Annotated in this window: 9 protein-coding genes; 7 read left to right on the top strand and 2 right to left on the bottom strand. The window is 38.5% G+C overall.

Annotated features, from left to right (window positions below):
* Window positions 1–499: 499 nt before the first annotated feature.
* Both AC13EX_RS12100 and AC13EX_RS12095 read left to right on the top strand, forming a co-directional pair.
* Window positions 500–1,588 carry a hypothetical protein gene (locus AC13EX_RS12100; protein ID WP_482892878.1) on the top strand — a complete coding sequence of 363 codons (1,089 nt, stop codon included), beginning with the start codon at window positions 500–502 and terminating at the stop codon, window positions 1,586–1,588.
* On the top strand, window positions 1,588–2,274 hold the full coding sequence (locus tag AC13EX_RS12095) for a 2'-5' RNA ligase family protein (RefSeq protein WP_048640163.1): 687 nt from the start codon (window positions 1,588–1,590) through the stop codon (window positions 2,272–2,274). The genes AC13EX_RS12100 and AC13EX_RS12095 overlap by 1 nt, the downstream gene beginning before the upstream one ends.
* 23 nt (window positions 2,275–2,297) lie before the next feature.
* Here the strand turns inward: AC13EX_RS12095 and AC13EX_RS12090 are convergent, their stop codons facing one another.
* The gene (locus AC13EX_RS12090; RefSeq protein WP_482892877.1) at window positions 2,298–4,160 is read right to left on the bottom strand and encodes a hypothetical protein; all 1,863 of its coding nucleotides are present in this window, start codon (window positions 4,158–4,160) and stop codon (window positions 2,298–2,300) included.
* Window positions 4,161–4,164: 4 nt separating this feature from the next.
* Complete coding sequence (locus AC13EX_RS12085) at window positions 4,165–5,262, bottom strand: acyltransferase family protein (protein WP_048640161.1); 1,098 nt, start codon at window positions 5,260–5,262, stop codon at window positions 4,165–4,167.
* 75 nt (window positions 5,263–5,337) lie between these two features.
* Between AC13EX_RS12085 and AC13EX_RS12080 the strand changes: the two genes are divergently transcribed.
* The 5 genes from AC13EX_RS12080 (at window position 5,338) to AC13EX_RS12060 (ending at window position 16,176) form a co-directional block, all read left to right on the top strand.
* On the top strand, window positions 5,338–7,950 hold the full coding sequence (locus AC13EX_RS12080) for a family 20 glycosylhydrolase (RefSeq protein WP_482892876.1): 2,613 nt from the start codon (window positions 5,338–5,340) through the stop codon (window positions 7,948–7,950).
* A 458-nt stretch (window positions 7,951–8,408) separates the two neighbouring features.
* On the top strand, window positions 8,409–8,936 hold the full coding sequence (locus tag AC13EX_RS12075) for an RNA polymerase sigma factor (RefSeq protein ID WP_048640159.1): 528 nt from the start codon (window positions 8,409–8,411) through the stop codon (window positions 8,934–8,936).
* Between the two features lie 588 nt (window positions 8,937–9,524).
* Complete coding sequence (locus AC13EX_RS12070) at window positions 9,525–10,964, top strand: hypothetical protein (RefSeq protein WP_482892875.1); 1,440 nt, start codon at window positions 9,525–9,527, stop codon at window positions 10,962–10,964.
* A gap of 37 nt (window positions 10,965–11,001) precedes the next feature.
* Window positions 11,002–12,411: a hypothetical protein gene (locus AC13EX_RS12065; RefSeq protein ID WP_048644283.1), complete on the top strand. Its 1,410-nt coding sequence runs from the start codon at window positions 11,002–11,004 to the stop codon at window positions 12,409–12,411.
* A gap of 570 nt (window positions 12,412–12,981) precedes the next feature.
* Complete coding sequence (locus tag AC13EX_RS12060) at window positions 12,982–16,176, top strand: SusC/RagA family TonB-linked outer membrane protein (protein WP_482892874.1); 3,195 nt, start codon at window positions 12,982–12,984, stop codon at window positions 16,174–16,176.
* The last annotated feature ends 3 nt before the right edge of the window (window positions 16,177–16,179 follow it).

Below are 16,179 nucleotides of genomic sequence, written 5' to 3'. Positions count from 1 at the left end.
TTACGGGAAGTGTTGCAATCGCAAGAAAATCAGGCTGTTTGGAGATTTTAGCATAGCACCGCTATGGTGAAATTGAAAACAGCAACGAAGTGGCTGATTTTAAAGCGATTTCAGCACGTAATAGAATGTCTATTGCATATTTCGGGTTCAACCTTGCCCGAGGACTCTAAAGTTTGGTATTTTATCAAGCCTTCGAATGGCTGATTTTATGGTGATTTCATGTTTTTCTATGGGACAGGGAAATGATATAGTGTATGGGCTTACTTTTTAAAATAAACCGAATCTTTTCTGAGCTAAAAATAATAGGCCATTGAATAGGTCTCAGGCAGTTTTTTATTGCTGAGGTTATTTTCAAAAAACTATAAGGGGAGAAAATGATTTCAAATTTACCTTGATTCAGGTCAGCTAACTATTGTTACTTATTAATGTCTTTGAATCGGGGTTTAAAGAATAAATTACATAACTTTACCTCTATATAAAAGGGAGAAACACAAGTAATATGACCAAACAAATGATTTTAGATCAAGATTATATTGACAGTTATTCCAGAGATTTTTCTCAAATAATCTGCGACAATCATTTCATTAACAAGGGTTACATTAGCGGACAAGACATTGTAGAGCTAACCTCTTCCTCTCAACTTAACTTAATGGTTATTCGAGAGCTTTTTGAGGATTGGCAGAAGCAGGTTGACTCATTCACTCAAAACCCTTATTTTGATTACAAGGACAAGGCGGTAAAAGAGGCGTTGTCAGACTTTATGATTGTACTTTCAAGAGCCATTAAGATTGAGCAAAATGACTTTGCTCCCCTTCTAAGTAAAGCAGTGACAAAAACCATATTTCTTGCGGTTGACCCAGTTGCTTTTATAGAGGAAATATTGGACGAGAGACATGAAAAATCTACTGCCTATGTAAAGGAACTACAGAAATACGTAAAGTGGTACACGCAAATGTGGGTCCCTGCGGCAGAAGATTGGGCCTCTGAGTCTGGAGATATAATATGGAAACAAAAGTTATATGAAGGTTTAGAGAAGGAAACCAATGATTCATCCCAAGCGGTATCCTTGCTTGCTCCTTTACAAGATGTCTTATCACTTGACTTTGATAAACTTATCAAAGAAGTACCTCAAAAGCTGAAAGATGAACCAGTTCCTGAACTTGTTGAAAAGGTAGAAGAAACGGTGCCCAAGCACTATATCGTTGAACCCTCGGAAACAGTTATAGACAATCAGGAAGAAGAAGCACCAAAGGAAGAGGCTTCAAATGAGGATTTGATAGAAACAATAGACCCTTCCATTGTTTGGGCCAAGTTTGATTCTGGAGAAAACCCCTATATGAAAGGTAGCATAACCCATCTAAAGGAAGGCATGGGGATTAATCAACGGATTATGTTTACCAAAAGGCTTTTTCAAGGTAACCCCGACCTGATGGATCAAGCCATTATCGAACTGGATGCAACAGATAGTTTCTTTGAAGCAATTGACTTGCTCAACCAGAGTTTTGTGAAAAGCTTGAACTGGGATATCCACTCTGAGGAGGTGATGGAATTGCTTCAGTTGATCTTTAGGAAGTATGATTCTGTCTAATGGATCTTAGGAATCATTATAAAAAACTGCATAGTTCGGCTTTATCTTCAATAAACAAAGAAGGTTTTAATTATGACAAAGAATTAGATAACCCTTCGGATCTAAGGAGGGGTTTGACCCTTTTAATTAGGCCAAATAAGAAGATAAAAGAAGCATTTGAACTATTTATTCATCAAGCTAGGGAAGTGCTTCCTGATCAGTATTTTTATTCAGTTGATGATATTCACGTTACGGTTATGCCCATTGTCTCTTGCTACAGTGGCTTCTCTATGGAAGGAATTGAAATTGACCGGTATGATGAAATTATTCAAAAAGCTTTAAGAGGAGTAAGAGAATTCAAACTTGACTTTACAGGGGTTTTTGCCTCAGCCTCATGTTTGATTATCAAAGGTTATCCTGTTAATGGATACTTGGAACATTTCAGACAAAACCTTCGAAATGCTTTTTCAGGAGCTAAGCTAGAGCAATCCCTAGACAAACGCTATAAGCTTGTGACAGCACACAGTACTGTGGTAAGGTTTAAGCAACCTATAAAGGATAAGAAAAAGGTAATTGAATTAGTAAAGGCCTTTAGTGATTTTGAATTCGGATGCCAATCCTTTGAACAGCTTGAATTTGTTTACAATGACTGGTACCAACGAAAATCAATTGTTCAGCTTTTGAAATCATATAATTTAAAACAATAGCATCACCCCTTCGGGTTTAGCCATTAATTAGGGTTTACGGCAACATTGTCAATATAAAACACACCTAAAGGGACTTTTTCATCAGCTCCAGGTAATGGTGGCTCTGGATCTTCATTGGGTGTTTTTCTGTTTGGAAGGTCTCTGTAATTCCCCGTTCTGAAAGAAATACGTTCCACAGACTTAACAGCCTCTGTAAGTGGGATCATTTTTCCTTTCAACTCCCCATTCCAATAGAGATCAAAATACCCATTAACGCTAGCATGAATGTTTAACTTTATGCTATTCCATTTTTCTGGGTTAACTTTTCCTAAATTAACTTCAGTGTGACCTGATAAATAAATCAAATCCCCTGATTCAGTCAATTTCAGCCTTATGGGACGATTGCCAAACTGGTCCGTAATGTCCATTTCCATCAAACCATTGTTGTTGGTAGGTACCATAAAATCCCATTTGATTTCTACGTTTTGACTGGTTTCAAAAACCCGAATAGCCCTTGCATAATCATAGGGGTCCTCATCAGCGAGTTGCAATGACAAGCCCTTACTGAGAGGGGACTTCACCACATTTACAGGAGCCCATTTGGGAGAATAAATGTTCCAGTTAGTGATGGATCCATTTTCAATAAGTTGGTCAAAGGAGTCATTAACAGGGCCATTGATGGTGTACCTGATAGGCGTCGGTACTTTGCTTACCCACATGTCTTCTTTGTTCATGCTATAAGTGAGCCACATGTCATCACCTGGCGGGTTGCCATTGCCTTTTACGATGCCCCTTACATAGCAAGGTCCAAAATCCTTCCATCTTCCATAAAACCTTCTGGCGGGGACTTCTCCCTGAACCAATACCATGTCATCAAAAATCACTCCATCATCCGAACTGATTACAATAAGTGGATACCTGTATTCATCAATGTCTATAGGGTTGTAGCTTAAAGCATACCGCTCATCTTCCGTTTGCTGAGCCCAGACTTTTCCACCTGCCATGGTAAGGGTAGAAGCCTTGACTGTTTTGGAAAAATGTTTCCCTCCATCTTCTGATATGGCAGTGACCGAACGTTTCCAAAAGCCAACGATTTTACCATCCTTTCGGGAGTAATACGAAAATGCTTCACCGCCGCGTTCTCCCGAATAAAAGCCATCAAGGCCATTGTCTTCATCCCGCCATTGTAGAGTGACTAAAGTATTACCTAGTAATTCATCACATGCCGCTATGAATGCTTTGTCATCAGATGTTTTATAAAATGGGAAAGAGGTATTGGAAGCATTCCAGTTGGTATGGCTATTGTACCGGATAAAGTATATTGGTCCATAGCTTCCATCTTTGTTTACTTCTCTTACAACCCGGCCAATCCCTCCTTTTTCAAAGGGATCTTCGGTATGTCCGTAAAATGCTATTGTGAGTAATTTGCCGTTTTTGCTTGCATAAAACCCCATTCTTTGGTGCATCATATAGCCATCGTAGCCCTCAGGGATGCTAACTCCCGCAGGAGCTTTGTAAGGAGGGAAGATCACTTCCGGTTTGCTCCAATTTCGACCGTCCTTTGAACTTGTCAATAAGGTCTGTCCAGGAGCAATGTGCTCATCTACAGGGTTGCTTAGGTATTGCTGGTAAAACTTCCCTTCCCAATAGGCAAGGTTAGAGGCATGATTGTAAGTCCAACCGAAATCTTCGGCCATTTGAGGATTGGTTCTGTTTGCCCGTAACGTTTGCCTGCTATCTACACCTATTGCATACCTCAGTCTGCCCTCATGCCTATCCGGGTCGACACTATTGCCTCCTATATAGCGAACTGGCTCATGGATACTGCCTGTTTGGCTGAAACCTGCAAGAGGCAAGCCTAACAGAAACAATAAGCGAAAATAGAAACAAAGGTTACGGGAAATCATTGGTTTATAGTTTAATGAAGATCTTGTTCTTAAACAGGATATAGGCCGGAATGAAATTAACCATGACAAACAAGATGGCATACAGCATACTAACAAGATTGACAGGAAGTCCTATACCCGTAAATACATCTATAAAATACATGTTTAGGGATTGACCACCTACTTCAAGGGTGTAAAAAATCAATGACAATACATCAGCTAAAACGTAAACTGTAATGGCATTGGCTCCAAAGATGATTCCAATGGAGGTGCCTTTCTTTTTACCAAGGATATCTACTAAGAAGTAACTTGCTCCCAAAGCGATAAATCCAGCTCCTCCTGTGATCAATGTGAATGAACTGGTCCAAAGGTGTTTGTTAATAGGGAATACTTGTGCCCAAAGTAAGCCTGTAAGAACAATTACAAGTCCTATTGACATGAGGTAATTGGATTTTAAGTTTTCATTTTTATCGGAGAGTAAGATTTTCCCGGCTAGAAGGCCTAAAATTCCTGTTACAATTGCTGGAAGAGTAGTGAAAAATCCTTCAGGATCCCAAGATCCTTCCCACATTCTTCCTGGTAAAAACATACTGTCAATCCAGGCAGCAAGGTTTCTTCCAGGTTCCAACATAACCACTCCTTCTCCAGGAGTAGGTATCAAAGTCATGCATAACCAATATAAAACAAGTATTCCCCCACCTAAGTAGGCTTGTTTTTTCCAGTCTGTATTTAAGAATAAAAATGAACTAGCTAAGAAGACAATTGCTATTCTTTGTAAAACCCCAGCGATCCTCATGTTTGAAAAGTCAAAATCAGGAATAAGGTTTAGAAATATCCCTAAGACAAAGAGTTTTACCGCGCGAGTAAATATTTTCTTATACATACCACTTTTAGGCACCCCTTCTTCTAGTCTTTTAGAATAGGCAAAGGCCACTGAGACACCCACCATAAAAATGAAAAATGGAAAAATGAAATCTGTCATTGTCATTCCATTCCATTCTGCATGCAATAAAGGTGGATATACATGGCTCCAAGATCCCGGGTAGTTGACCAGAATCATGGCGGCAATGGTAAAACCCCGGAGAGCATCCAGAGATATTAATCTAGTAATTGTAGGCTTCATACAATATATTTTTTTATTTAATAGTCAATTTAATACCATGAGGTGTAATAATAAGGCTACTTAAACAATTTAATTATGAATAAAATCACTCGGATCGTTGCCTACTTACTTTTAATAAGCTGCTTTTTTTCCTGCCAACCCTCTACAAATTGGAAGGAGGCTGTTGATTCCATTTATATCGATTGGGAAGTAAAAACCAACTTTACGGAAGAAGAGGGGCAATTTGAAGCCAGTTTTGGAATAGAAAACCGCAGTCAGTATCCGCTTGGGGAAAAAGGTTGGGACCTGTTTTTTAGTATGGCCCCAAGAGGAATCTTATCGAGTGAAAATGCCAAAATCACCCATATTAATGGAGATTGGTACAAGCTTAGCCCAATTGATGGCTTCGCGCTAGCTCCAGGGGAGAGTATTTTAATTCCTTATGTTGGGATTGAAGGGGTGATAAAAGAAACAGATGCACCTATGGGTATGTATTTTGTTTTTTACAGTGAGGATGGAACATCTGAAGAAGTTATTCCCGTAAAAAACTTGGAGGTTAAGCCATTTTTAAGGGATGAACAACGCCTGAGAGGTGCCATGGACGAAGAAGCTCCCTATTCTGCGGAAAGTCAATATGAACGCAATGAGAATTTGGTAAAATTAGATAAAGAAGAATTATTGCCAATTATACCTACACCATTTAGTGTAAGGAAAGGAAATGGTCAATTTATACTTGAGGAAAAACTTGCCATAGAATTTGAAAATGGCCTTTCCAATGAGGCAAAATACCTTAGTGAGAAATTAAGTGAACTTACAGGAGTTAAATTTTCTACACATGAAGGTGTGAGCAATAATCAAGGGATAGTGTTGAAATTGGCGAAAATGGAAGTCAATGGTAAGCGCGATGAGGCTTACAAATTGGATGTCAATCAAAATGGGGTTGTGTTGACAGGTCGTGACCCTGCAGGTGTTTTTTACGGAGTACAAAGCTTATTGGCACTATTAGGTAATGATGCTTACTTGAACCAGAAGTTACCACTTAGTCTACCTTATATTAATATAGCGGATTCACCTCGATTTGGCTTTAGGAGTTTACACATGGATGTGGCTCGAAATTTCCAAACGAAAGAAACCATTAAAAGGACTCTTGATATCATGTCTCATTATAAGCTGAATCATTTTCTGTTTTATACCACTGAAGATGAAGGATGGAGATTGGAGATTCCAGGACTTCCTGAATTAACAGAAGTTGGAGGTCAGAGACAACATGCTAGTAGTATGGATGAACCTTCTGTTCATCCGGGTTATGGCTCTGGACCATTCGCTTATATGGAAGGGAAAAATGGAAGTGGGTTTTACACAAAAGATGAATTTGTTGATATCCTGAAATATGCGAAAGAACGACACATCACAGTTATTCCTGTGTTGAATTTTCCAGGACATGCCAGAGCGGCCATAAAGTCCATGGAGAAAAGATATTTAGATTTAATGGAAGAGGGTAGAACAGAGGAAGCTGAAGCTTATCGTCTCGTGGATCCGCAAGACAAGTCCCAATACATGTCAGCACAATCTTTTAAAGACAATGTTGTCAATGTGGCCAATGCTTCAACTTTTGACTTTTACCTAAAGGTTGTTGACGAATTAACAAAAATGTATGCAGAGGCAGGTCTTGAACTTAAAAAAATGCACTCCGGAGGAGATGAAGTAGCAGAGGGTGCATGGACAGCCTCTCCTCAGGCAAGAGAATTATTGAAAAAGCTACCCGAAATCAAAGATCCCAAAAACTTACAAACATATTTTTTCAGTACTTTATTGGAAAAGTTGGAAGGTAGAGATTTAGAAATGCATGTTTGGGAAGAAATGGTCCTTCTTAAAGATGAGTCAGGAGTGTATAAACCTAACCCGGCCTTTGCAGGGAAAAAGGTCGTTCCTTATATATGGAACAATATGTTTGATTATCCTGATTTGGGTTATCAGTTGGCCAATATGGGCTACGATGTGGTACTATGTAATGTGTCCAACTTTTACTTTGACTTGGCCTATAGTAACGATCCTGAGGAACCAGGCTTGTATTGGGCAGGCTTTGTCAATACCAAAAATGCCTGGGCATTTGCGCCTTATGATTGGTTTAAGACAACTTATAAGACCAGTATGGGTAGAACAATAGATCGTGCCAAAGAATTTAAAGACATGGTAAGGATTAACCCTGATGCCAAAGACCATATCATAGGTCTAGAGGCTCAGTTGTGGACAGAAACCGTAAAAGGCAGGGATATGGCGGAATACTATATGTTTCCTAAGATGCTTGGGTTTGCAGAAAGTGCATGGGCAGCTGAGAGAGATTGGGAGAAAGAGCCGGACTTGGTTAAAATGGATCAGAATATTGCTAAGGGCTGGAATCAGTTTGCAAATAGAATTGGGCAGACAGCATTGGCAAAACTGAGTTGGTGGAATGGGGGCTATAATTATAGAATAGCACCTCCTGGCGCAAAAGTTGAAGACGGTAAGTTGTTTGCCAATGTGAATTTCCCCGGCTTACAAATAAGGTATACCACTGATGGAAGTGAGCCTAATGAAGAGTCAGCACTGTATACTGGGCCAGTAGAAATAGAGGGAGAGGTAACACTTAAAGTGTTTGATGAAACTGGGAAAGGTAGCAGGACAATAAAAGTTTCTCCAAAAAATTGGGAGCTAAGAGAAAGTAATTGAAACTTTGATTATATTCTGTATTTGAAGGTTGAAATGTAGATTCTGGAAGTCTACGTATTATAATTGACCGATACAGTATAATATTTTGTAACAAATGTTTTTTACAATAAAATTTGTCAATTTACCTGAATTAATTTTTGTGTAGTTAATTCGGTAAATTGGCTAAAAATTAAAATGAAACCCAGATGTATTAAATTATAACACAATATTAATTTATCGGTAATATATCGATGGGATTTGTAAATTATTCATTAAATTTTTATAAAAAAATACATAAACCATTCATTTACAATTATTAGTGACTTAGGTATTTCCGCAAAATGAAGATTTAAATACGTGATTTGCGCAGAATTTACCAATTTATTCCTTGATATTCATAAATAATTAGAAGGCCAAGTAGTGTAGGAATACGCTATTTGGTCTCCAATTACTTTACCAAAACGATAAATACTTGGAATATGGAACAACCTGACAAAAAAGTAATGGATGGTTTTCGAAATGGCGACCAGAAAGCCTTTGAAAAAATTTACCAATATTACAGAATACCTGTAATTCGCTTTAGTGTTTCCATTATTAAGGACGAACAGGAAGCGGAGAATATTTATCATGAAGTGTTCATGAAAATCCTTAAAAGAAGGAAGAACATAAAGCCTGAATTGAACTTCAATTCTTATGTTTTTACTTCAGTAAAAAATGAGATTTTTGACTACTTGAAGGCATTGAATAAAAACAAGACTTTGAAGGAACAGTTTTGGGAAAGAATTCATCAGTCAGAAGATGATTGTGCACAGGTAAAGGAGGAACAATTAACCAAAATGGAGCGCATTATTAGAAATCTCTCACCCAAAAGAAGGCAGATTCTTGAAATGAATTATTTTGAAAAAAAATCTTATAATGAAATTGCAGACCTTTTGATGATTTCAAAAAATACCGTAAAAAATCAGTTGGTCAAAGCGAAGTTTATCCTTCGCAGAGAAATGGAATGACAGGTTTTAAGTCTATTTTTTAATTTTGAATTGATTTGTACAAATTTGGTATTGTATCCACTTTTTTAGGGTATTTAGGTCTATGCATTTATTTTCATTATCGTACTTACTTATAGTACGAAGGGTAAATTGTGGTTTATTTTTAATGGTACACTCATGCTGATAATTAATGATTTTTTACAGAAGTAATGATTGTGAATTTTTTTAAAACAATGCACAAGGTTTTTTGATGTAAAGTTTCATTTTGGGCTAGATGCTTATAAAAACACAAGGTGGGATTGCTAATTTTAATTGGCGGCTTAATGATTGGTAAACCCAAATAGTGCAATAAATCTGCTATTACATGATGAAACCAAATCAACAGCTTAGTCTTCCTAACTGTCTTCAAATAAAATATTTCTAGTGGCTTTAGCTCCTCAAGATAGAACAAGGGAATACCATTCTAAAGTCAGACTTTGTGGTATTCTGGGTTAAAGTGAAAAATTTGTAATATTGTATTGGTAAAGGAAAGAAAAGTATAAGAAAGCGTTTATTTCGTATAATATCTTTAGTATCTACATAAATATGCAATATTTAAACAATCGTAAAATGTGCAGATGTATTCGACTCCAAGCATTAATTGGCTTGCTTTTCCTAATTTTTATGGTGCCTGAGTTTAAGGCGAAAGCACAGGTTGAAACCATTGCTAGTCAAAGACAGCTATTTGTAGATGATTTTTTGGTTGATCAATTGGAAAGGGCGGAATTAGAAATGCACCGACCAGTTGATGAGGGTATCGCATTCAATTTAGACAAGCTTTGGGAAGGGAAATTTTCATTGTACACAACCATTATAAAAGATGGTGGTACTTATAGGGCTTATTACCGTGGATTGCCTGATGTAAAGGAAGGAAACGATAGAGAGTTGACTTGTTATGCAGAATCCAAAGACGGAATAAACTGGTACAAACCAAATCTTGGTATTCATGAAATTAATGGGTCGAAAGACAACAATGTAATTTTAGTAGACAACCAATTGACGCATAATTTCAGTCCATTTTTGGATACCAATCCAAATGCAAAAAAGAGTGAAAGGTACAAAGCCTTAGCAGGTAAGAAAGTGACGGGCTTGTATGCGCTTACATCAGCAGATGGTATACACTGGGTTAAAATGCAGGAAGAGCCAGTATTAAAAGAAGGTAATCTGGATTCGCAGAATGTAAGTTTTTGGTCTAGTAGTGAAAACAAGTATTTGGTCTACTTTAGAACAGTGGACTCTGGGTTTAGGTCAGTCAGCAGGGCTTCCTCCACTGACTTCAATTCCTGGGACCAAGGAGTTGAGATGAAGTATGGTCCCGCTCCATTGGAACATCTTTATACCCAGCAAACCAGCCCTTATTTTAGGGCTCCGCAAGTCTACCTTGCCATTGGGGGTAGGTTTATGCCAAACAAACAGGTTGTGTCTGATGAACAGGCCGCGATTATGGGTATTGACCCCAATTACTACAAAGCATGTTCAGATGCTTTTTTAATGTCATCCCGAGGAGGTAATAATTACAATAGGTATTTTATGGAGTCCTTTATCAGGCCTGGTATTGGTTTAAATAATTGGGTTTCACGAACCAATTATCCGGCGTTGAATATAGTACAAACCGGGGATACGGAAATGTCCATTTATGTGAACCATGATTATGCACAAACTACCGCTCATTTGAGAAGGTATTCCATGAGATTGGATGGTTTTGCTTCTTTATCCGCAGGTTATGCGGAAGGTGAAATGCTGACCAAGCCTTTTGTGTTTGATGGTAGTGCTTTGGAATTGAATTATTCAACCTCAGCAGCAGGGGAGATTTTCATAGAACTGTTGGATGAAAAAGGGAATAAAATCCCGGGTTTTTCCAAAGAAGAATGCCAGCCAATTATTGGAAATGAATTGGAAAGAACCGTTTATTGGAACAAAAATACAGATGTGTCCAAGCTTATAGGGAAACCTGTCCGGATGAAAATATACTTAAAAGATGCAGACATTTATTCATTTAGATTTTATTAAAATGCAGGGATTCAAAAAACAAACATTACTCATTCTAATGCTTTTACTCCAGGGGATCGCCTTTGCTCAGATCCCCAATATTGGGAGCAATAGAGAACTTTTTGTGGATGAGTATTTAATAGAAAACCTGGAGAATGCCAAACTTAAATTGCATGAACCTGTAGATAAGGGGCCCGTGATTAAATTTGAAAAACCATGGGAAGGTGCTTTTTCTGCTTATTTCACTGTTATCAAGGATGGAGATACTTACAGGGCTTATTATAGAGGTGTACCTGAAGCTGGAAGCGATGGTAACGACGGAGAGGTGACCTGCTATGCAGAATCAAAAGATGGCATTAATTGGACCAAGCCAGACCTAAAGCAGTATACCGTCAAAGGCACCAAAAAGAACAATGTAATATTGGCCAATGCGGCACCGGTAACCCATAATTTCAGTCCTTTTCTAGACAGTAACCCTCAAGCAATAGCGTCTCAAAAATTCAAAGCACTTGGAGGGACTAAAAACAGTGGGTTGGTAGCTTATGTGTCCAATGATGGGAAAGTATGGGAGAAATTACAAGAGCAGCCAGTATTTACTAAGGGGGTTTTTGACTCGCAAAATGTGGTTTTTTGGTCGACAAGTGAAGAGTTATATGTTTGTTATTTCCGTACTTGGACGGGAGATGGTTACAGCGGATTTCGCTCTGTTGGAAGAACGACCTCTAAGGATTTTGTCAATTGGTCCGAGCCAGTGCAAATGAGTTTTGGAAACACAGAATACGAACATCTTTATACCCAGCAAACCAGCCCTTATTACCGTGCACCACAAATTTATTTGGCTATCGGGGCGAGATTTATGCCCAATAGGAAAGTGGTCAACGATGAAGAAGCTAAAAAGTTAGGCGTGAATCCTAAATATTACAATGATTGTTCTGATGCAGTTTTGATGTCTTCAAGAGGGGGAGGAGCATACGATAGGCAATTTATGGAATCTTTTATCAAGCCGGGAATTGGATTGCAAAATTGGGTATCTAGATCCAATTATCCTGCATTGAATATTGTGCAAACCGGAGATACTGAAATGTCCATTTATGTAAACCAGGATTATGCCCAGCCAACCGCTCATTTGAGAAGGTATTCCATGAGATTGGATGGTTTTGCGTCATTGTCGGCAGGTTATGGCGGAGGTGAAATGACTACAAAGTCTTTTATCTTCGACGGGAATGCTTTGGAGTTGAATTATTCTACTTCAGCCGCTGGCGAAATTTTGGTTGAGTTGCTTGATCAGGAAGGCAATAAAATACCAGGTTATTCTATGGAAGAATGCCAGCCCATCATAGGTAACGAAATCTCTAGAACAGTTTATTGGAATAAATCCAACGACCTCTCCAAGTTAGCAGGTAAGCCTGTTAAAATGAGGGTCTACTTGAAAGATGCTGATGTTTTTTCCTATAAGTTTGGCAAGTAAACTGGCATCGGTAAAGCAAGCCCATTTAGCTAATAGTCAAGTAAAATTGTATTGTAAAAAATAGGCGACTTAGTTTACATGTCCACTTATTAGGGTCAGGATTAAATTCCTATGGAGTAATAATTATCCTTTTCTATAGAAAAAAAATTCAATTGATAGAAAACCATTGAGTTGATTATACTATTCCCGATTGGGATAATAGGTCGTTAACCTCTATGGTTTTTAACTCAAAAAGGAAAAAGAACAAATAAATAATAGAGCATTTTTTTGATCAAATAATGCTCTATTACTTTTGGTTTATTTTTTAATGTGTTGATTTCCTTTTAGTTATTTCGTTGTTGTTGAGGGTGTTTATGCTGATTTTAAAAGTCAAATTTAATATTTGGTGATGATTTGATAAGAATATTGTTAACTAAAAAAGCCTTATTCCTCTGTGTAAAACTAATTCTGGATCAAGGTGTTGACTTTGTAATATTGTATTAATAATGTAAAAGAAAGTATAAGTAAACGATTATTTCATATAATATCTTTGGTATGTGCATGTTTGTACAATATTTAAATCATTATTATATGAAAAAAATTATACAAGAATTACGTCTATTTGGGCTGATGATCCTATTTATGATCATGGCTGGATCGGAGGGTTATTCACAAAGCGCAAGAGAAGTTACCGGAACCATCACGGATGCATCGGGAGAATCTTTGCCAGGTGTGAATATTTTGGTTAAAGGCACCTCTATAGGTACTGTTTCTGATATTGATGGAAGTTATAGAATAGCCGTTCCTCAAGACCAAAACATACTCGTGTTTTCATTTATTGGTTATACCTCTCAGGAGATGGGTATAGGAAATAACAGTACCATCAACGTACAACTCAAATCTGCCTTGTCGGATATGGACGAAGTGGTGGTCATTGGTTTTGGAGAACAATCCCGTGAATTATTAACAACCTCAGTATCCAAAATGGATGAGCGAGTTTTAGAAAACATTCCCTATTCTAACGCCGCATCAGCCATGCAGGGAACATTGGCAGGAGTAAGGGTGCAAACTACTTCAGGGCAACCGGGAGCAGCACCTAGAGTAATTGTAAGGGGAGGGACTTCTATTAATAACCCTAATGGAGCAGCCCCTTTGTATGTAGTAGATGGAGTAATCAGGCCAGACATTAATAATATTGCTCCAGGTGATATTGAGACCTTTCAAGTGTTAAAGGACGCTGCATCCACCTCTATTTATGGAGCCAGAGGATCAAATGGGGTAGTGGTAATTACTACTAAATCGGCCAAAGCCGGTTTTATTTCAGCCACTTATTCTGGTAGTTATTCCTTGTCCCAGCCAGGAAGCTTATATGATCTAGCTTCTGCACGTGATTATTTGAATTTCGCCAGGAAAGCAATGATCGTTCAGGATATTTTTCCTGATGCATCATTCAGAAATACCAACCCTATAGGCTTCGGAACAGGTAATGACCTGACTAATAACACGGCTTATACCACACAGTATTTGACTTCTGAAAACGAATACAAGCTTAATGAGGGCTGGGAAAGCATGCCTGATCCTCTAGACCCATCCAAAACCTTAATCTTTAAGGACACAGATTGGCAGGATGTATTGTTTAGAACTGCTGCAATTCAAAATCACCATGTATCGCTTTCTGGTGGAACAGAAAAAGCAAAAGTGACTGCTAGTCTTGGTTATTTGGACAATGAGGGGATAGCCATCACCACTGGATATAAACGCTATACCATGAATGTCAATGGAGATTTTAAAGTTAGTGATAAATTTAGCTTTTATGGAATTGTCAACTATGCCAACTCAAAAGACAATCAGGTAAATAGTATCACCAATATTTTTGCCAGGGCAATCACTTTACCTCCAACAACCAAATACCGATTTGAGGATGGTACTTTGGCACCAGGGCAGGCATTGAGCGAAGGAAATCCTGAATATGTATTGAGGAACAGGGTGGCAGAAAACAGGTCGGAAAACCTGACTTTTTCCCTTGGTTCCAGGTGGCAAATAACGCCAGAGTTAAGCTTTGACCCACAACTGTCAATTTATAATAGAACAAATGATTCGTACAGTTTTCAACCTGCTGTTTTGAATGGCCCCAATAATCTGGTGGACAACAGATCTGCGAGTGCTTCGATTTCTAAATGGAGACAAACTCAGGTGGATGCGGTTTTTCACTATGCCAAAACTTTAGGTGAAGCACACAATGTGAACGCAACTGCAGGTTATGCCTATTTTGGAAGAAATATTTCCTCTCTTAGCGCTTCGGGCCAAGGAGCTTCTACAGACCTTATTCCTACTTTAAATGCCTCTGCAGAGCCGACTAGCGTAAGCAGCTCCATATCGGATCAGGTGATTCATGGTTATTTCGGTAGGGTAAATTACGATTTTAACTATAAGTATTTAGTTTCTATAAATGCAAGGTACGATGGCGCATCTAATTTAGGAGCAAATTATAAATGGGGATTCTTCCCAGGAGTAGCTTTGGGTTGGAATATGCACAATGAAGATTTCTGGGAAGCATTGCCGCAGGATGTTTTTAGTAAACTAAAAATTCGTACCAGTTACGGTATCAATGGTAATATTGGAAACCTTGGTGATTTTTCCGCTCAAGGAGCCTATGGAGTAGGAGCAAGGTATGGGGGTTACGCAGCCATTCAAAACACCTTGATACCCAATCCTGAGTTGAAGTGGGAACGGTCCAAAACTTTGAATTTTGGAGCAGATCTTACCCTGTTTGACCGCTTAGGGCTTGTTCTAGACGTGTATAGAAGGGTTACGGATAACCTAATTACGAATTTGGCTTTGCCACCATCTACTGGTTTTGGTAGTACGCTTACCAATTTAGGTAGCTTAGAGAATAAAGGAGTAGAATTGGAAGTGAATTACAATGTTTTGCCTTCAGCTTCAGATTTCCAATGGAACCTAGCAGCCAATTTTGCCACCCTACAAAACAAAATATTAAAACTCCCTGAAAATGGAGCGGAAAGAAATCGTGTAGGAGGCTATTACGTTTGGGATGCAGGTCTAGGTGATTATGCCTGGAAGGGAGGTCTTCAGGAAGGCGGAAGTCTGGGTGAATATTATTCTCATGAAGAATTGGGTGTTTATGCTACCGATCAGGAGGCAGAAAATGCGCCAAGTGATACCTACAAAAGATATCCAGATGTCTCTTTTGGAGGAGACTTTATCTGGAATGATTTAGATAACAATGGGATAATAGACGAAAAGGATAAAAAATATGTTGGTACCGAATTTCCAACCTTAACTGGCGGGCTTACCAATACTTTCTCTTACAAAAATTTGATGCTTTCCCTTCGTATGGATTATACAGTTGGACATACTATTTACAATTATGCCCGTGCATTTATGGAAGGTCAATGGAAGTTGAACATGAACCTTACTCAAAATTTAGTTGACAATGGCTGGCAGGAACAAGGCGATGTGGCCGAATTGCCGCGATACGATTGGGAGAGTACCAGAGCCCAAATCAACGTTCATCCAAACCGCACAGGTCAGGGGTACTATGAACCTGGTGATTACCTGGCCATAAGAGAACTAAGCTTAAGCTATAACTTGCCAAAAAGCGTATTAACGCCTGTTAATTTGGAGAATGTAAGGCTTAGCCTGACGGGTAATAACCTGTATTATTTCACCAAATACCAGGGACTTAACCCGGAATTTGGCGGGCAGGATTATGGACGTTACCCAATTCCGAGAAACTTTATTTTTGGTCTAAATATTACCTTTTAATTT

It is taken from the genome of Cyclobacterium sp. L-R (genome assembly GCF_056859355.1).
Note: the sequence above shows the minus strand (reverse complement) of the source record. Positions and strands in the feature narration are given on the sequence as shown.